This is a genomic window from Fibrobacter sp. UBA4309, assembly GCF_002395745.1.
GTDB lineage: Bacteria > Fibrobacterota > Fibrobacteria > Fibrobacterales > Fibrobacteraceae > Fibrobacter.
On record NZ_DGUN01000059.1, the window covers coordinates 1 to 18,825 of the forward strand.

Annotated in this window: 16 protein-coding genes; 2 read left to right on the forward strand and 14 right to left on the reverse strand. The window is 56.4% G+C overall.

The window, feature by feature from the left end; all coding sequences use genetic code 11:
• On the reverse strand, nt 1–853 hold an 853-nt coding region (locus tag B3M32_RS08640), incomplete at its 3' end, for an FKBP-type peptidyl-prolyl cis-trans isomerase (protein ID WP_290745455.1).
• A 146-nt stretch (nt 854–999) separates the two neighbouring features.
• Here B3M32_RS08640 and glmS point away from each other — a divergent pair.
• Together glmS and B3M32_RS08650 are read left to right on the forward strand one after the other, a co-directional pair.
• Complete coding sequence (glmS, locus tag B3M32_RS08645; protein WP_290745458.1) at nt 1,000–2,829, forward strand: glutamine--fructose-6-phosphate transaminase (isomerizing); 1,830 nt, start codon at nt 1,000–1,002, stop codon at nt 2,827–2,829.
• A gap of 143 nt (nt 2,830–2,972) precedes the next feature.
• Nucleotides 2,973–4,316 (forward strand): segregation and condensation protein A, encoded by a 1,344-nt coding sequence (locus tag B3M32_RS08650; RefSeq protein WP_290745499.1) that lies wholly within the window; start codon nt 2,973–2,975, stop codon nt 4,314–4,316.
• A gap of 3 nt (nt 4,317–4,319) precedes the next feature.
• On the opposite strand, the gene B3M32_RS08655 is transcribed toward B3M32_RS08650, so the two are convergent.
• The 13 genes from B3M32_RS08655 to B3M32_RS08715 form a co-directional block, all read right to left on the reverse strand.
• The gene (locus B3M32_RS08655; protein ID WP_290745460.1) at nt 4,320–4,604 is read right to left on the reverse strand and encodes a hypothetical protein; all 285 of its coding nucleotides are present in this window, start codon (nt 4,602–4,604) and stop codon (nt 4,320–4,322) included.
• Between the two features lie 8 nt (nt 4,605–4,612).
• On the reverse strand, nt 4,613–5,326 hold the full coding sequence (locus B3M32_RS08660; RefSeq protein WP_290745463.1) for a zinc metallopeptidase: 714 nt from the start codon (nt 5,324–5,326) through the stop codon (nt 4,613–4,615).
• Nucleotides 5,327–5,345: 19 nt separating this feature from the next.
• Nucleotides 5,346–6,527: an ABC transporter permease gene (locus B3M32_RS08665; RefSeq protein WP_290745466.1), complete on the reverse strand. Its 1,182-nt coding sequence runs from the start codon at nt 6,525–6,527 to the stop codon at nt 5,346–5,348.
• Nucleotides 6,524–7,672, reverse strand: a complete 1,149-nt coding sequence (locus B3M32_RS08670) for an ABC transporter permease (RefSeq protein ID WP_290745469.1) — start codon at nt 7,670–7,672, stop codon at nt 6,524–6,526. Before B3M32_RS08670 ends, B3M32_RS08665 begins: the two co-directional genes overlap by 4 nt.
• Nucleotides 7,673–7,685: 13 nt before the next feature.
• Entirely contained in the window at nt 7,686–8,687 is a 1,002-nt protein-coding gene (locus B3M32_RS08675) for an HlyD family secretion protein (protein WP_290745472.1), read from the reverse strand.
• Nucleotides 8,684–10,498 carry a TolC family protein gene (locus B3M32_RS08680; RefSeq protein WP_290745475.1) on the reverse strand — a complete coding sequence of 605 codons (1,815 nt, stop codon included), beginning with the start codon at nt 10,496–10,498 and terminating at the stop codon, nt 8,684–8,686. The genes B3M32_RS08675 and B3M32_RS08680 overlap by 4 nt, the downstream gene beginning before the upstream one ends.
• 87 nt (nt 10,499–10,585) lie before the next feature.
• Complete coding sequence (locus B3M32_RS08685; RefSeq protein WP_290745478.1) at nt 10,586–12,244, reverse strand: lamin tail domain-containing protein; 1,659 nt, start codon at nt 12,242–12,244, stop codon at nt 10,586–10,588.
• A gap of 49 nt (nt 12,245–12,293) precedes the next feature.
• Nucleotides 12,294–13,112 carry a polyphosphate polymerase domain-containing protein gene (locus B3M32_RS08690; protein ID WP_290745481.1) on the reverse strand — a complete coding sequence of 273 codons (819 nt, stop codon included), beginning with the start codon at nt 13,110–13,112 and terminating at the stop codon, nt 12,294–12,296.
• Between the two features lies 1 nt (nt 13,113).
• Entirely contained in the window at nt 13,114–14,514 is a 1,401-nt protein-coding gene (locus tag B3M32_RS08695; RefSeq protein WP_290745485.1) for a TolC family protein, read from the reverse strand.
• Nucleotides 14,514–15,614, reverse strand: a complete 1,101-nt coding sequence (locus tag B3M32_RS08700) for an HlyD family secretion protein (RefSeq protein WP_290745489.1) — start codon at nt 15,612–15,614, stop codon at nt 14,514–14,516. Before B3M32_RS08700 ends, B3M32_RS08695 begins: the two co-directional genes overlap by 1 nt.
• A gap of 11 nt (nt 15,615–15,625) precedes the next feature.
• Entirely contained in the window at nt 15,626–16,309 is a 684-nt protein-coding gene (locus tag B3M32_RS08705) for a DUF4956 domain-containing protein (protein ID WP_173799181.1), read from the reverse strand.
• A gap of 516 nt (nt 16,310–16,825) precedes the next feature.
• Nucleotides 16,826–18,325, reverse strand: coding sequence for an NADPH-dependent glutamate synthase (gltA, locus tag B3M32_RS08710; protein WP_072809078.1), 1,500 nt, complete (start codon nt 18,323–18,325; stop codon nt 16,826–16,828).
• Nucleotides 18,325–18,825 (reverse strand): sulfide/dihydroorotate dehydrogenase-like FAD/NAD-binding protein (locus B3M32_RS08715; protein WP_290745496.1); only part of this gene is annotated, 501 nt, incomplete at its 5' end. The genes B3M32_RS08715 and gltA, both read right to left, overlap by 1 nt.

The window sequence follows — 18,825 nt, forward strand, 5'->3', positions numbered from 1 at the left end:
CCTTAGCGGCAGGAGCGGCAGCGGGTTTGGCTTCGGCCTTAGCGGCGGCCTTCGGAGCAGCCTTGGCAGGCTTTGCTTCGGGCTTGGCTTCTTCCTTGGCCGGTTCGGCAGCAGGAGCGCCAGGAGCGTGCGTATCGATCAATTCCATTTCGAACACGAGGAGGCTGTTACCCGGAATCTGCGGGCCACGGCCGTGCGGACCGTAAGCGAGGTCGCTCGGGATCCATGCAGTCACCTTGCCACCGACCTTCATGAGCTTGAGCATTTCGGTCCAGCCCGGAATCACGGCGTTAATCGGGAATTCGAGCGGCTGGCCACGGTCGACAGAGCTGTCGAACTTGGTGCCGTCGAGGAGCGTACCCGTGTAGTCCACCTTGACGATATCGGAATCGCTCGGGGTGGCACCGGTACCTTCGGTAATCACCTTGTACTGGAGGCCGCTTTCCGTGGTGATAACACCTTCGGCGGTCTTGTTAGAAGCGAGGAATGCTTCGCCGGCAGCCTTATTGGCTTCGGCAGCGATGCTATCCTTCTTGACCTTTTCGGCCTGACGGTCGGCAGAAAGCTTCTGGAGAGTTTCGAAAATGGTGGAATCGTTCATCAGGAACGCAGCAGAATCCTCGTTGTAGCGTTCCTTGAAAGCCTGGATGAACAAATCGATATCCAAATCGATGGAATCACGGGTGACCAGCTGGAAATGGGCCTGGGTACCGAAATGGGCACCGAGGGCGTAGCTGTACTTTTCCTTGTCCGTTACCAGGTTCTTCTTGACGGCAGGGCCCTGGCAGAACTGATCGCAACCAGTCATGAGCATGGCGACAACGCCAGCAGCGACTATCATTTTAGATTTCATAGATAATCCTCTTTTTGATATGAATTTGTCTCCATTTAAAATAGCAAATCCATTGTGATTTCGGTCACAGAATTACTTCTTTTTCATAAAGATTTCGTATATTTTGCGTGATATTTACATAAAAACGCAAAAAAAAGGATTCTCTTATGTGCGGAATCGTCGCCTATACCGGTCAGGAAGACGCCCTACCCATCCTCATCGGCGGACTCAAGAAGCTCGAGTACCGCGGTTATGACAGTTCGGGTATCGCCCTAATCGACAACGGCAAGATCAACGTCGTCCGTGCATCGGGCAAGATCAAGGCCCTCGAAGACAAGCTGAAACAGAATCCCGTAAAGGGAAACGTCGGCATCGCCCACACCCGCTGGGCGACCCACGGCGCCCCCACCGAAGAGAACGCGCACCCGCACTGCAGCTCCGACGGCAAGATATCCATTGTCCATAACGGCATTATCGAGAACTACGCCAGCCTCAAGGCCAAGCTCATCAGCGAAGGCGTGCAGTTCAAGTCCGAGACCGATACCGAAGTCGTCGTCCACCTTATCGCCCGTTTTTACGACGGCGATCTCAGGGCCGCGGTCCTGAAAGCCCTCTCCAAAATCGAGGGGACGTTCGGCCTCGCCGTCATCTGCAGCGACGAACCCGACACGCTTATCGGCGCCCGACGCGGCAGCCCGCTCATCCTGGGTATCGGCAACGAAAAAGACTTTTTCCTGGCAAGCGACGTATCTGCAATCATCAGCCACACCCAGAAGGTGGTCTATCTCGACGACAACGACGTCGTCCAGGTCAAGAAGGGCAGCTACTCTATCGTGAACATGAACCGCGACGAAGTCCAGCGCGAAGTCCAGGACGTGGAATTCGACGCCGACGCCGTCGCCAAGGGCGGGTTCCCGCATTTCATGCTCAAGGAAATCTTCGAACAGCCGGAAGTCCTCCGCAACACGATGCGCGGACGCCTGCTTATCAACGAAGGCAACGCCAAGCTCGCCGGTCTCGATACGAACATCAAGGAACTCCGGAACATCAACCGCATCATCATTACCGCGTGCGGCACCAGCTACTACGCGGGCATGGTCGGCGAATACATGATCGAGGAATTGGCCGGTGTGCCGGTCGAAGTCGAATACGCCTCGGAGTTCCGCTACAGGAACCCGATTATCAAGCCGGGCACGCTCGTGCTCGCCATCAGCCAGTCCGGCGAAACGGCCGATACCCTGGCCGCCCTCAAGGAAGCCCAGCAGAAGGGAGCCACGGCTCTCGCCATCTGTAACGGAGTCGGCTCGACCATCGCCCGTACAAGCGATGGCGGTGTCTACCTGCACGCCGGTCCCGAAATCGGCGTCGCGAGCACCAAGGCCTTCACCTCGCAGGTGACCGTGCTCGCCATGATCGCCCTTTTGCTCGGACGCCAGCGCAGGCTTTCTATCGAAAACGGCACGGACATCGTCAAGAGCATGCAGGACCTCCCCGCGCTCGTAGAAAGGACGCTCCAGCTTTCCGAAAGCATTGCCGAAATTGCCAAGCAGTATTCTACCGCGGGCAACTTCCTGTACCTGGGCCGCCACTTCAACTACCCGGTCGCGATGGAAGGCGCCCTGAAGCTCAAGGAAATCAGCTACATCCACGCCGAAGGCTATCCCGCCGCCGAAATGAAGCACGGCCCGATCGCCCTTATCGACGAGAACATGCCGGTGGTCGTCATCGCCCCGAAGGATTCCCTGTTCGACAAGATTATCAGCAACGTCCGCGAAATCAAGGCCCGCGGCGGCCGCGTCATCGCAATCACTACCGACGAATGCCATCCGCTCGACGAAATCGCGGACCATATCATCAAGGTGCCGCGGACGCTCCCGATGCTCATGCCGATTGTCACCTGCATCCCGCTGCAGCTTTTGGCCTACCATATCGCCGTGCTGCGCGGCAACGACGTGGACCAGCCGAGAAACCTCGCGAAGAGCGTGACGGTGGAATAGCGGCGCCTACGGCGCAGTTAATTGTTAATAGTTACTAGTTAATAGTTACTAGGATCTCTAATATCAAGAAGCTTCTTGAAAGTTGCAACACTCGGAACTGGTAACTCCGAACTCGTAACTCTTATTACTACATTTATTCCGTGATGCAAGAAGTCGAAGAACAGGAAGATTACGAAGTAAAGATCAGCTCGTTCAACGGGCCGATGGACTTGCTCGTATACCTGGTCCAGAAGAAGGAAATGTCCCTGGACCAGATTCCTATCGCCGAAATCGCCGACGACTTTTTGGCATGGGTCAACAAGATTGGCGTAGCCGACCTCTCGAAGGCGGGCGACTTCTTGTACATGGCAAGCCGCCTGATGGCCCTCAAGGTGCAGGAACTGCTCCCGGCCGAAGAACGCGACCCCGAACTCATCGAAGAATACAACGAAGACCGCGAAAAGCTGATGCAGGAGATGCTGGAATACCAGCGCTACAAGCAGGTCGCCGGAGGCCTCCAGGAAATGGAGGGAGAGAACTTCGGCACCTACAGCCGCGGCCGTCTCGAAAAGACGCAGAACGAAGAAGACACGCTTGCCGACGCCAACATCTGGCAGCTGTTCCGCGCCTACCAGAAGAGCCTCAAGACAAAGATTTCTGAAACGGTCCACCATATCGAACTGGACTACGTGACCATCCAGGACCGCCAGCAGGCCATCAACAACTACCTGAACGTCCATGGCCGTGCGCTGTTCGAGGACCTGCTCGACAACGACAGCCACCCCATCGTCGCGGCGGTGACGTTCATGGCGCTCCTCGAGATGATTAAGACCGACGAACTGGTGTTCCGCCAGAGCGAACTTTTCGGTCCCATCTGGATTTACCGCAAGAAGAACAATCCGGAATACGCCGACGAGATGGCGCGAGAGACGGTGTTCTTCTCCAAGGATCCGGATGTAAAGTCCGGACTCGTGGAAGTCATCCGCAACGAGGCCCTCGCCCGCTCGCAGGCAGGCAGCGTGGGCGATATCGCCGCGGTGATGAAGGAAGCCGTGCTGTGGACATCCCGCGGCAGGAACGTGACCGAAGAAGACCTGCAGGCGATGCTCGAGGGCCGCGAAGACCTGAGCGAAGTACAGGACGACCCGTTCGCCGACATGCTGCGCGAAGAACAGCCAACCGAACAAAATGCTGCCGGCCCCGTCCCGGAAACGCCCGCCACCGAGCCCGCCGTTGAAACGCCTGTCGCAGAAACGCCAGTCTCGGAAACGCCTGCAACGCCGATTGACGAGACGCCCGCCGCCGAGCCCGCTGAAGAAAAGCCCGCTAGTGAAAAGCCCGCCGACACGTCGCAGATGAGTGACGAGGAATTCGAAGCCTTCATGAAAAAGGCGCAGGCCTACTACTCCGAAGAAGCCGCGGAAGAAACTACAAACGAAAACATCGCCGAAGAATCCGGCGATGACGAAGACGAAGGCCCGACCGTCTACGGTGCGGACGACCAGTAGGAACTAATCCCAGTTGATGCTCGGCGGAGGATCCTTGAGGTCCTTGTTCTGCCTTGCGGCCTCGAACTTTTTCTGCAGGAGTTCCTGGCGGTTCTTCTGCGCTTCCTTGGCGGCAGCGAACTTCGCTTCCAAATCGGAACTGCGAGTGCTCTGCTCTTTCAAGAAATCGTCGAAAGATTTCGTCTCTTTCTTGTATTCCTTATGCGAGAGGACTTCGCCCGTATCGGCGTCCACGACGATTTCGCCCTTGCACATGGGGCATTCGATGGTAAGCGTCTTTACAGCCATAAGGCCTCCTAGTCCCTGCGCCCGCCGAGAAGCCCCGCGCGGTACGCCCAGTAGAGCAGTTGCAGAATGGAAGAAATCGCGGCGGCCACGTACGTGAGGCCCGCGGCAAAGAGCACTCCGGAAACCGTGTTGTATTCCCTACCCTGCGCCACAACGTCCATGCGGGCAAGCGCCTTCTTGGCGCGGGAACTGGCGTCGAATTCCACGGGAACGGTCACGAGCGTAAAGAGCGTCGCGGCGGCAAACAGGATGACGCCCACCAGAGCAAGGGAATAGCCGAGAGCGCGCCCAGCACTCATCAGCACGATACCGATAATCACGAGCCACGGACCGAGATTGCTGCCGATGTTCGCGACCGGCACAATGGCGGAACGCAGCCACATCGGGAAGTAGCCCTGCGCATGTTGGATAGCGTGGCCCACCTCGTGCGCGGCGACACCCGCAGCACTTGCGTTACGGCCGTAGTAGACTTCCTTCGAGAGGTTGAGCGTCTTGTTCAGCGGGTTGTAATGGTCCGAAAGGAACCCGTGGTGCACAAGCACCTTCACGTCGGTAATCCCGGCATCCATCAAGATAGCCTTCGCCACGTCGGCACCGGTAAGCCCGCTGGAAATGTTCACTTTCTGGCCCGCGGCAAAGCGGGTCTTGACCAGCATGGAGACACCGCCCGAAAGGGCGAGCGTCACCAGAAGAATCATCATGTATAAAGGATCGAACATCATAGTCTGTAATATACAAAAACTACATGTCGCCGATGTCTATCTTCGCCTTGTCGCGGGCGCGGGTCAACAACAGTCCCAAAAACAGGTATACAATCGCCTGGACGGCAAGCTGGTACAGCCTGGGTGCTACCTCGTAGATGTCGGCCCCCATCTGCTCGATAGAGAGCCAGGCCGGAACGGCAAACGTACTCGGCAAGATATACGAAATCGAGACCATCCACCGGGGCATTAGGTAACTGGGCCAGCTGAAATTCGCGAGGAACAGGATCGGGATGGAAAGGTAGAGGAACAGCTGCATGCTGGATTCGCGACGCAGGAACACCTGCGACACGACCATCCCCAAGTTGATGACGGATGCGAGGAACACGAGCGAAAATACGGCCATCGGCAGAATCTCACCGCGCCTGGGGAAATCGAAGATGTTGTAGATGATGCAGTGGTAGAAAAGGATGAAGGAGCAGTAATGCAAGAAGTATGCGAGCGAGCGCCCGAAATAGCGGATTTCCGCTGTTTCGTTTTCCACGGCGCTGTCGCGGAAACGCCGGCGGAAACGCCGGTGCGCTCGCGAGCCGCCCAGCACGCAGATGCCGATAATCAGCGACTGCTGCAGGATAACGACCAGCACGCTCGGGACAACGTAATTGGAGTAACTTCCCGAGCTGTTGAATAGCGTCTGGATGCTGATGGGAATCGGGTCGCGCATGGCCATCGCACTCGTGGACGGGACCTTCTTGGATAGCGCAATCTGCTTTACCTTGTGCGTTGCGCCCAGCGTAAGCGCGCACGTGGAGAATGCGGTCCCTATGGCACCGTGCAACATCACGTAGGCGCCGTGGGTAAAGATGTTCACCGATACCGGATGGTTACCGCGGATGTTCTTCTCCATATTCTCGGGAATCACCATGAAGCCGAAAATCTCTTCGCGGGCCATGGCGGCCTCGGCCTCCTGCATCTCGGCATAGACGGACTTCACGTTTACCTGCTGCGATGCCGCGGCCATCTGGATAAGCTGGCGGGACATCACCGTGTTGTCGAGGTCCACTACCGCGACAGGGACCTTCGTCACCGTCTGGTTGATGTAGGGCGTCGGATAATAGAACGCGTACAGGACTCCCGCCACCACCAAGAGCAGCACGGCCGCCGGGTCCGTGTAGAACAGTTTCCATTCCGCAAAGGCGACTTTCAAGAGGCGAAGAATCATGCGGACTCCTTCATCCACTCGACTTCCTTGCGCATGGCGCGCTTCCAGCGCATGGACATCAGGAACGCACCCAACAAGTTCCAGAATATGGCCATGCCTATGAGGATTTCAAGGGAATGCCACGAGGTTTCCATGCTGACATCGCCAAGCAGCATCATGGACTGGATCTTGAGTACGTGCGTCAGCGGAAGCACAAAGGCAAAACAGCGCACGGCAAAGGGCATCGACATCACGGGAAAAGTTTGCCCCGCGAACGCGAAAGCCGGGCTCCCGATAACACCCGCGGCACCTGTCGCAATCCTCATGACGCCCACCACGCCCACGAATACGATTCCCGCGCCCGAGCAGGCGCAAATCATGAACAGCTGTGCGGCCGCCGTCATGACGAATTCATCCAACGTAAGCGGAGCGAGTATGCGGTGGCAATACGCGTAGCAGCCAACGGACGCAAGCCAGAGGATAATGTTCATCGGGAATACGCTCGCAATCCAAAGGGTCAAGCGCGAACCGCCCGCATACTTGACCATCTCGGTAACGCGGTGATCCCTGAACGGGAAAGAGACTACATACACGCCCACGATCATCGCCGCGAGGTGGAAAATCGCCGTCACGAGACCGAGCGCCAAGAAGCCCTGGTAGTTGCCCTCGACGTTGCCCACGGAATGTATTTCCGTCTTGACCGGATCTTCGATTTGCGGAACAAATATCTCGCCACCCACAGACGAAAGTACGGCACGGATTTCCTTGGTCGCGAACATGTTGGTGAGGTAGTTCTGGCCGCTGGAATAGATAGGAATCACCGGGCTCTCGAGCCTGAGCGCCCTGCGTTCCAGTTCATTGGGCAGCACCAAAAATCCCTGGAGGTCACCCCGCACAACGGCGCGTTCGCACTCCTGCATGCTCCCGCATTCCATCTTGACATTGAGAACCGGGCTGGAGCGCAGGCGCGACTTTATCTTGTCGGCCAGCATGCTGTCGTCTTGCGCGACGATTCCTATGGGAACGTGCTGCACGATTTGCGAAGAGAACATTCCCATGGTAAAGAGGGAAACCCCTACGGGCAACACCAGAAGAATCATCCACAACACGATATTGTGGCTGAAGTAGATTTTCCTGATGGTATTCAGGAGTCCCTGCAAAAGCACGGCGACACTCCTGTTACTGGATAGCTTCCATCGGAAGCAATACGCTCATGCCGGGGCGAAGATTGTCTACCTTCCCTGTCGGGCGCAGGCGCACCTCGAACGTCTTGAGGTCGAATCCGCCGCTTTCCTTGCTGCTGCGCCAGGTGGCGTAATCGCCCACCGAAGCGATATAGCTTACCTCCATCTCGGCATCGCGATCCAATGCGGGAATATGGACGGTAAACTTGCGGCCCTTGTACACGTTCTTGAGCAAGTCTTCGCGGAGGTGGAATACCGCCCACGCGTCGTCAAGATCGGTCACCGCGATGACGGGCATGCCCGAGCCCACGACTTCGCCTTCCTCGGCGAGCTTGAGCGAGACTTCGCCGCTGATGGGGCTACGGATCTTTGTTTCTTCGAGATAGGCGTCGACTTCGGCCGTTGCGCCGCGGGCCTGCATCACGAGAGCGTTCGCAGCGGCCTTGTCTTCGCTGCGGGCGCCGGCCACGGCCTGGTTGTACTGCGCCTTTGCGGCGTCGGCAGCGGACTGGCTCGCCTTCATCTGCGTTTCGGCCTCGTCTCGCTTCTGGAGCGGGAGTACGCCTTCGTCAAAGAGTTTCTGCACACGGTCATAGGTGTTCTTGGCGAGAGTCGCCGCATCCTGGGCGCGGTCGGCCATGGCCTTGAGCGCCGTGATGTCTTCGCTGCGGGCTCCGTTACGGGCCTTGTTCGCCTGGGCGCGTGCGGCACCGAGGGCGCCCTGGGCCTGGATCTTCTTAGCCTCGATTTCGGGGCTGCTGATCAGGGCCACGATGGAATCCTTGAAAACAATGTCGCCCTCGTGGACGAACAGGCGCTCGATGCGGCCCGGGACCTTGCCCGCGACCAGGACGCGGCGGGCTTCCATCTGTCCTTGCAAGAACTGTTCGCGGGGGGCGGTCGCGAACTTCTGCAACTGCATGACTCCCAGGACGACCAGCGCGATGAGCGCCATGACCACGACGACTTTGCCAACCATCTTCAACGCTTCAATCATTGTGCTTTCTCCGTATTGACATTTGTTTCGGGCGCCGGCTGTTCCGTTGCCGCCGGTGTCGCAGGATTTTCTTTATTCTCGTTAGACGGGGTTGCCGGCTGCGGCTGTTCCGATGTTGCACGAGCAGTTGCCGTATCGGCAGGAGTCGCGGGCGCTTGTTCCGCCGTCTGTGTCGCGGGCAGTGGCAACGCAGCCGCAGACATCGCGGGTTCTTGTGCTGCAGCAGCGGGTGCCACAGATTTCTCGACCGGACGCAAGTCCTGCATCATCGTGCCCGCGTTGGCGACCTCGCCGCAAGCTTCCAACAGGCCAAGCCAGGCCACCACGGCATCGTAATGCGCCTTCAAGTCGGCCACCTGCAAACGCGACAGGGCCAGTTCCGCATCAACAACGTCCAGGCCGGTAGCAAGCCCGGCCTCGTAGGCCCTAGTCTGGCTACGCAGCGCCTCGTCGGCAAGCTCCCTCGTCTTGGTAAGGCTCGTCAGCCTGCCCTGCGCATGTTGCAATTCACGCCAGCGCTTTTCTACAAGCAAGTCAATATTGTCCAGCGTCTGTTCTTCCATGCTGGCCAGGGAGCGTTCCATCGCCTTCGCGTTTGCCACTTTCGAATGCGTTTCGCCACCCTTGAACAAATCCCACTGCATCTTGGCGCCCACGGCCCATTCCGGTTCGAGAATCGTCAAGTCCTTCGTATAGAGTTCCTTGTAGGCGAACAGGGCCACCGTCGGGTAGTAATCGGCACGGGCGGCGCTCACCGCATCCTGGCTGCGCTTGCGTTCCGTACGCAGCTGACGCAAGCCGGGGTGATTGTCCTTGGCCAGGTGCTTGAATTCATCCATGGAGCGCTTGACTTCGGGAGCTTCCACCGGAGTAATGGCGGTAAGACTCGTATCGGTATGCAACAGGCTTGCCAATGCCATACGGGCCAGGGACTGGTCACGCAACGCGTCTTCATAGGCATTCTGCGCTTCCGCCAAGGCCACCTCGGCACGGAGCCGCTCGGCCTTGCTGATCTGCCCGCCCGCTTCCAATTTCTTGGAACGTTCCAGATGCTCTTCCAGGTTCCGCATCGTAGTCTCGCGCATCACGGTCAGCTCTTCGGCCAGGCGCAAGGTGAAGTACTTTGTCGCCACATCCATCAAGATGGTGTTCTGCGCCATATCGAACTCGGCCTTGCGGGCGTTCACGTTCTCCTTGGCGGCATCATAGGCGGAGTAGATCTTGAATCCCGTAAAAATGGGCCAGATGGCGGTGAGGCGAGCATTGAAGAACACGTCGTCCTGCACCTTCATGCTAAAATCAGTATTGTCGATCTGGCCGGAAAACTCCTTGCTCGCACCTTCTGCGTACTGCACCGCGGCATCGTTTGTCGCCTTGCTGGTCACTACCCCGTTCCAAATATCGCCCGAGCGGGTATCCACATAGGCCTTGGCCGCAGCCTCGTCCATTCCTGCCGCGCGTGCCTGCGCCACAGCCTCCTGGTAGGCCTTGGCATAGGCCCCGTTATAGGTGGACACATAAGCCTTGGAATAAGCCGCCGCACCGGCAATATCGCTCAACGGCTTCTGCAGAGTCCGCAAGTCGATATTTATCGGATCGTCAATCTTCGTGACGCTCGCCGTTAACGTAAGGGAGGGCATGAACCTGGAACGCGCCTCGGTGCGTCCGCTTTCGGCCATTTCGACCTTGGCCTTTTCCGCCTTGATCTGGGAATTGCCCGCCTTGGCCATTTCCAAAGCATCCTGCAAGGAAATCGGTGCAGAATGGGCAGCCACAAACCCGCCAATAATGCATAAGACTATCCGTTTCATAGCAACTCAAAAAATACAAAAATTGTAAAACAAGAAACCGCCCCAAAAGGGCGGTTTTCTCGCTTTTTTCAAAAATTATCTTACAATTTACTTTTTTCCAATCGTGGGCGCTGCAGCCTTCCATGCAGAAGCTTCGTAACCCATGGTCGTCGTAGTGACACGCTGCAGGCTATAACCAAAGCCATCAGCCTCTCCCAAACCCGGCCAACCATCGGAATAGAGCGTAGCGTCGTGCCAGATGTAGAAGTAATTGACATTCGGGCTAGATCCTTCCTTGGAGTAGGGTTCCTTCACGGCGATTGTTTCACTGCGGTTGGAAAGTTTACCGCTATAGGTAACAATCATGACATCGTTGGGAATGGAAAATGCCTTGCGCACCAGATCTGCACCCCAGTTGGTAATGCCGGCATTCGCCATGACGACAGGATCGAGCTGGGCCGGAATCAGGAGCATCAGGGCGTGGGCAGCCAAGGTCGTCGTGTTGGAGAATTCCAGATTGATACCTTCTACCTTCCATCCCTTCGAAACAGAGCCGCTATAAAGAAGAACATCTTCATCGCTATCGTTCACCAGTTCCATAAATTCGAACGGCAACGCACTATTTTCATCCGGATGATAATGAATCTCGTTGATATAGACGGAACCCTTCTTAAGCGCGGAATTCGGTTCGCCCGGAGTTGCCGTGGCAAGCGGTCCCTGCGCCGTAGAACCATCGGAAAGGTCGACAACACCGCTCGTACCCGTGTTTGCAGGCACCCAGATACTGGATTCTTCGCCTTCCAGGGAACCACGCAGATAGAACTCTCCACCATCGGGGCTTACCACCAGTTCTTCGCTAAAGTTATCGACAGCGTCGAGCACTACATAGCCCTTGGCCGGAATCACCGTAGGAACGGTACCCGACTTGATAGTGAGCGTCTGCTTGCGGCGCTTGATTTCAAGCGTCCAGCCGGCGACATCGACAGCCTCGCTGCCGGAATTGTAGAGTTCAATCCAGGCGTTGCTGCCGGAGACATTGGGCATAATTTCGTTGATGCGGACCGAAGCCGGAGTAATCCATTCGTCGTTGCCGACACCGGGAATGCCCTTATCGATCTTGCTTGCAGCCCAGGAGCTCGGCTGGGCGGCGTTGCCACCCTTGTACACGAGGGTACGGCCCTTGCCGTCGGCGAGGCTCGGCCAAGGAGGTTCGTTGCTGAACGCGCAGCTCACGTCACCTTCGCCCATAACCTTCACGTTAACGACATCACCTTCGTTCACCAGCTTCATGGTAGCCGCATTGTCCCACGGGCCAAACAGGCGTCCCGCGAAGTCCGGATAGGTTTCCTTGAACTTTGCCAGGTCGTTAGCGACAACGACATACTCACCCTTCTTCAGCGGTTCGGCAGGGAAAATATAATCCACCGCTCCACTCAAGTGGAGGTTGAAATTCTGCATGTTGTCCATGTCCATGCCGCCGGCGATGTAGATTTCCACCCATTCCAGGGCAGAGCCATCCGGGGCATTGTACATGATTTCGGAGCAGGCCATCTGGGGTTCCGCATTATCGGGAATAGACGAACTCGACTGCGGAGTTACGCCACCGCTGGAACCGGGAACAGTCCCGCCGCTAGAAAGGGTTGGGTCCTGGTTCGCGGACGATTCCGTCGGCTGGTCTTCGCCGGACTCAGCCGGATTGTCTCCGGAGCATGCGGCAACCATAGCAAGGGCGGCGATTCCCGCACCGGACAAAATCCATTTTTTCATATCCATAGAGATATCCTCGTTATAACCTTTCCTAATCTATATTAAAATCTTAAAAATTGCCAGCCAATTTAGTCCAGTACGGACTCTTGAATCGGCGCGGGTTCTCGTAAACGCGTTTCCATTCGGCGGCGGCATTCCCGAATTTTGAAAAAGCGCCGTGTTTCAGGTTAAAAGCTCGGATCAGGTCAATCATCCAGTACGGAACCTGTGAGCACGGACACTTGAGTTCGAGCACGGCATCGCAACCCGGCAAAAAGAAGCGCGGGATACCGGTAGAATGCATGTATTGCGGTTCCACCGTATAGTCAAAGCCGTTCTCTTCGCGGAAGCGCATGCCCGTATCGATGGTCACACGGGAATATTCCTCGCGTAGCCCGAACCAGGCGCGGCGCTTGTACTGCGTCAAGAGGCGCGGGTGCGCATTGTGCAAGTGCGTCTTGTACAAGAAGTCCTTGATGTACATGCGGTCCTTTTCGCTCTTGCAAGGAAAGTCCGCCGGATCCATGTTCCAGACCTCGCCGGGATTGATTCCCTTGATGGTTCCGCGGCTCTTGTAACAGATGCTACGAATCTTGCGCTTGACCTCGAAATGGAACGTACCGTCTTGCGGAGGATTTTCGCCGTAGGTACGGATGCGCATATTGAACCTGTCCAGGAGCTGTTTCTTTTTCCAGCCCAGGAAAGTCCACTTGGGGCTATCCAGGTACAAGTTCGTAATGTAGTAGAATCCGCCCGGGGTAATCTTGGAATAATAGTCTTCCTCGCAATACGGCTTTAAGAAATCGCCAATCGCGTCGGCCCACTCCACGGGGATGTGGTACTTGAGTTCGAACCTCTCGAGAAGGCTAAATCCACGGGCTTCGGCCATATTACTTCAGCCCTTCGCGGAGATGGTTGACGACACCCTGACGCGCCAAGCCGCCCGCATAATCGAGCAATGCGAGGTACTGCAAAAAGATGTCGTATTCAAGCTTCACAGCCTTCATGTCGCTCTCGAGAGCGCTTTCCTTGGCACGGAGCAGCAGGAGCGGATCGGAACCCGCATTGCGGGCGAACTGTTCCATGAAACCGCTTGCGTTCACCTGTTCGGCATACTCCTTCTGAACCTTCCACTGGCCAATCAATGCGAGAACTTCTTCGGTCAGGCGGGCAACCTTCTGGTTTACCTCGCGCACGTCGTCCAGGTAGTCGCTTTCGGCATCGAGGGAGGCCACCTGCTGACGCAAGTCGCTATCCTTGTTGCTGTCGAAGAACGGCAAACGGATGGCCAAGTTCACGAAGAACTTGTCGGCAGTCTTGCGGTTGTCTTTGTCCGGGATAAGGAATCTGGCCGTCTCATGACAATTAAGCCCATCCTGGCAACCAGTTTCTTTTTTGAAATCATTCATATATGTAGAATCTCCGGTAGAACCTGGGGAATAATCACCCGTACCAGAAACATCCCCCCATTTCATTTCCTTATACTTTTCCATGAGGGATTCAATCTGCAGGGAATAGCCAATACCGATATGCGAGATGTAGTCGCGGCCCTTGCTCACATCCTGTTTCGCGCGGGCAACTTCGCTGTCGCGCTTGCCCTTCGCCATGGCCACCTGCGGGAAGTTTTCGCTCACTTCCACACCGCCAGAAAGATTCTGTTCCAGTTCTTCCATTGTCGGGAGGAAAGACGTGTCGAGGTCGACACCATCGAAATCGGGCACCCAGATTTTCATCTTGAGTTCGGCATCGCGCAGTGCCGTGCTGTCCGAAAGCAGTGCGGCCTTGTACGAAGCGCTCTTCTCTAGCGCTGTCATCAGGTCTTCCGGATTGAACGTCGCCGACCCGGACTTGAGGTGGAGCACTTCAACTCGGTCGGCATTGACCTGGGCCAGCTGCTTGTTGATTTCGTAAATCTTCTTGCGCAGCACGTAGCGCACGCCTCTTTCGTAGCGGTCATAGAGAAGCAGAGAACGCTCAACGGCAAACCGGGCCTGTTCATAGTTCTTTTCGGCTTCGTAGCGAGCCCTGTCGGCGCTGCCTTCGCCAAACGTCTTGGGAGTCATGCGCAGTTCAAAATCGTGCTTGGCAAAGCTGAAACCATCCAGCTGGTAGCGGAGTTCCATCTTGTCCCAAAGTTTGGTTCCCTGCGAAGAAGAAGTCGCCTCGGCTCGCTTCTGCGCGGCCATATAACGGGGATCCTTTTCGGCAGACTGGATCAACTGGTCCCACGTGAGCGGGCCGGCAAAAACAGCTACAGAAAGAGCGAGGGGAAGAAAGGCAACAGACCTCATTACTTCTTACCATCCTTAACGAGAATCTTGCCGTGGACTTCGGCAATGGACACCATCTCGCCCAGCAAGAACGAATTGTCCTCGGGAATCTTGATAGTCACTTCGCGACCGTACACCGGCAGTTCGGGCATTTTCCACATACGGGTCGGGAACGGGACGATACGGCTGGAAAGACCGACAACCTCGCCCTTCACGGCCTTGCCCGTACCGGCAAGCGTAGTCACCTTCACGGTCTCGCCCACGTCCATGTTCTGGTAAATCTGTTCGTTGATGTAACCGCGCACGAGCGTCGGGCGCTTGTGGGTAAGCGTCACGATCGGGGCGAAGCTCGAAACCTTTTCGCCGTCACGCACGTTCACGTCGCCGACGACCCAGTTTTCCTTGGCCACCTGGATAAGGTCTTCCTGCTGCTTCTGGAGTTCGGCGAGTTCCTTCTTGAGGTTCTCGGCCTCGCTCTTGCCGCTCGTCTTCTGGAGCCTGCCGCTACCGCGCAGCAAGGCAATCTGTTCGTTGGCGCTCTTGGTCGCCAGCGCGAGTTCGTTCTTGAGGCTCTTGATGCGCATGGCCATGGCGTCGTTGCCGTCGCTGCTGGACTTCGAGTTCGAAAGGCTCTTGAGCTTGGCAGAAATGGCCTTGTTGTTCTGGTATTCCGTCTCGAGGTTCCTGATTTCGACATTCAGCGCGAGCCTGCGCGTTTCCAGGTTCGCCTTGACTTCGGCCACCTTCTGGTCGATTTCGGCAGAACTCAGATTGCTACGGCCCTCGATGGCATCGAGTTCACGGGTCACTTCGGAAATGCGGAGAGTGAGGTCGGGACGGTTGATTTCGACAATCGTATCGCCCACCTGGACTTCCTGTCCAGGCACCACATGCACCTTCACGATTTCCGTGGCGCTCGGCACGCTGATAATCGTCTCGCTCGCTTCGGCGATGCCGCGGAACATGGCGACCTTGCCCTGGTAGACAAAACCGAGGGCGATGGCGAAAATGACGCAGACGATCCAAGCAATGGAAAGCTTGTGACCGTAAACATAGGCAACACCCGCATTGTTCTTGTGGGCATTCCAGAAATTGTCGAGGAGATCTTCTAGAAAACGCATTGTCTATCTCCTTACATCTCGGTGGTGGCGTCCTGCATCATGAACTGCACGTCCGAGATGCCTTCGAGCTTGGAAAGTTCGTTCAGGATTTCTGCAGCAGGCTTGGTCGCACGGAGACGGACCTGGTAGGCCACGTCGAGCCTTGCCCCGCCGTCGACTTCACGCATGGTAATCAGGATGAACGTCTTGAGGCTTGTCTTCATGATATGTTCGACCTGTTCACGGACAGGGCCTTCGTTCGGGAGGGCGAAGCGGAGCATGCCGTCGAAGAAGTGCTTGGTACCGAGACCCGTACGGGAAAGGAGGAATGCCACACAGCAGAAGGCGATCGTACCGCCGACGGCGGCACCCCAGGCGTACACACCGCAACCGATGCCCGCACCCAGCGCAGCGAATATGAACATGATATCGCGCGGGTCCTTGAAGCTCGTACGGAAGCGGACCACCGAGAGGGCACCCATCATACCGAGACCGCGACCGACGTTATCGCCGATAGCCTGCATGATCATCGCCGCCGCAACGGCGCTCAAGACGATGCCCTGGACAAAGTTTCTAGAATAGGACAGACCGAGGAAGGTCTTTTCGTAAGTCCAACCGATAGCCGAAGAAAGGATAAAGGCCAGACAAAGTGTATAGGCCAACGTGATGATTGTCGCGTTGGTCGTGCTGGATTGGACCGCAAGAAGGTCAAGCATGAGTCACTCCGTGTATGTTTTTGCTTTCTGTTTCCATAATCTACTTAAAAAAACGAACTTTTTTAACAATTATGTGTAAAAACAGATGAACAAAAAGCTGTTAAATTCCTATCCCGACACCCATCGGGACCTTTTACCGCAAAAATAAATAAAAGGCCCCCAAATCCCATGTAAATAAGAATTTATAAAAGAGTTTCCGTTGTAAAGCCGTACACCGAAAACACGCTTTTTACACGAAAAAAAATCCCCGCCGAAGCGGGGGGACGAATTTTTTTACTAGCCAAAACTATAATCAAAAAAAGATGGCCGAAACCATCTTTTTTTCAAATCCAAGATTTGAAGAAGAAACGGAATTGTCCGTTCAACCCAGCCGAAGCTAGAAGAAAAAAGAAGATGGCGCAAAGCCATCCTCTTATAACGCTTTAGGTCTTGAAAAAGAAGCGAGCAGGACCAGGAGCCGAGCCCCCGTAGCGTATTGTAATACGTGAGGGGGCGAGCGACGCCGTAATGCGAAGCTTATTTTTTCAAGAACTCATTAATACCAGCTGCTGCGCGGCGCCCTTCTCCCATTGCCAAAATGACAGTGGCAGCGCCGAGCACGATGTCACCACCGGCATAAACCTTCTCCATGAAGGTCTTGTTGGCAGCGGCATCTTCGAGAAGGATGTGACCCTTCTTGTCGACGGAGAGTTCCGGCGTGGTGTTGCTGATAAGCGGGTTGGAACCGTTACCGATAGCAACGAGCACGGTGTCGCATTCGATTTCGAAGCTTGCACCTTCGACCTTGACCGGACGCGGACGGCCCTTTTCATCGGGTTCGCCGAGTTCGTACTTGTCGACGAGCATGCCGCGAACGTGGCCGGCTTCGTCGCCAAGGATCTTGGCCGGGTTCTGCAAGACGCAGAATTCGACACCCTCTTCCTGGGCATGGAGAACTTCTTCCTTACGGGCCGGGAGTTCGTTCATGCTGCGGCGGTAAACGATGCGGACCTTTTCGGCACCAAGACGGAGGGCCATACGGGCAGCGTCCATGGCGACGTTACCGCCACCGAGAACGACCACGTTCTTGCCGGGCCACATCGGAGTATCGGCATGTTCCTTGTCGTAGGCGCGCATGAGGTTGGCGCGGGTCAGGTATTCGTTAGCGGCGAACACACCGACGAGGTTTTCACCTTCGATATTCATGAAGAGCGGGAGGCCAGCACCGGTACCGACGAACACGGCATCGAAGCCATCCTTTTCAATCAAGTCCTTGAGCTTGCGAGTACGACCGATGACAAAATTTGTCTCAAACTTCACGCCCATGGCAGCGAGAGATTCGATTTCGTTGTCAACGATCTTCTTGGGCAGACGGAATTCAGGAATGCCGTAGCGGACCACGCCACCGAGCTTGTGGAAAGCTTCGAAGATGGTCACGTCGTGGCCTTCGCGGCGCACGTCAGCAGCGACAACCAGACCGGCAGGACCGGAACCGATCACAGCCACCTTCTTGCCGGTAGCGGGCTTCACGGCCGGCACAGAGGCTCCACCGTTGTTGCGTTCGTAGTCGGCAGCAAAGCGTTCCAGGCGGCCGATAGCCACAGCCTGGTTCACGTCCTTGTGCATCTTGCCCATGGTGCAGTTCATCTGGCACTGGCGTTCCTGCGGGCAAACACGGCCGCAGATAGCCGGCAAGAGGCTCGTTTCCTTAATCTTAGCGATAGCGGCCTTGAAGTCACCTTCGGCAATCTTCGCGATGAAGGCCGGAATGTCGATGTGCACCGGGCAGCTTTCGACGCAAGGCTGGTTCTTACAAGCGAGGCAGCGGTTAGCTTCCACAATAGCCTGAGCTTCGGTGTAACCCTGGGCCACTTCTTCCATCACGCGGGCGCGGTAGCTGGGTTCAAGCTGCGGCATCGGCTGGGCCGGAATGGCAGTCTTGTCCTTCGGCTTGAGCGGCTTCGGGAGGGCGTTAATCTTTTCAAGTTCCACCTTGGCGGCGGCGTCCAACTGTTCACGAGTCAAATGTTCAGACATTACTTGCTCTCCTTGGCCTTTGCGTCAGCCATCTTATCAATGTTGCACTTGTGGCCGTCGTTGGCACCGAAGCGGTGCAAGGCTTCCTGTTCCTGGGGCTTGAAGGCGCCCATACGCTGGAGCATGTTGTTCCAGTCGACTTCGTGGCCGTCGAATTCCGGGCCATCGACGCAGACGAACTTCGTCTTGCCGCCGATAGTCACGCGGCAGCCACCGCACATGCCGGTCCCGTCCACCATGATGCTGTTGAGGCTCACGACGGTCTTCACGCCGTAGGGCTTGGTGGTGAGGGCGCAGAACTTCATCATGATCGGAGGACCGATGGCGAGCACCATGTCGGGCTTGCCCTTCGTGTCTTCGCAGAGTTCCTTCAGCGGTTCGGTCACGAGACCCTTGCGGCCGTAGGAGCCGTCGTCGGTCATGAAAATGATTTCGTCGGCGAGGGCGGTCATTTCTTCCTTCATGAGGAAGAGGCTCTCGTTACGGGCACCCATGATGAT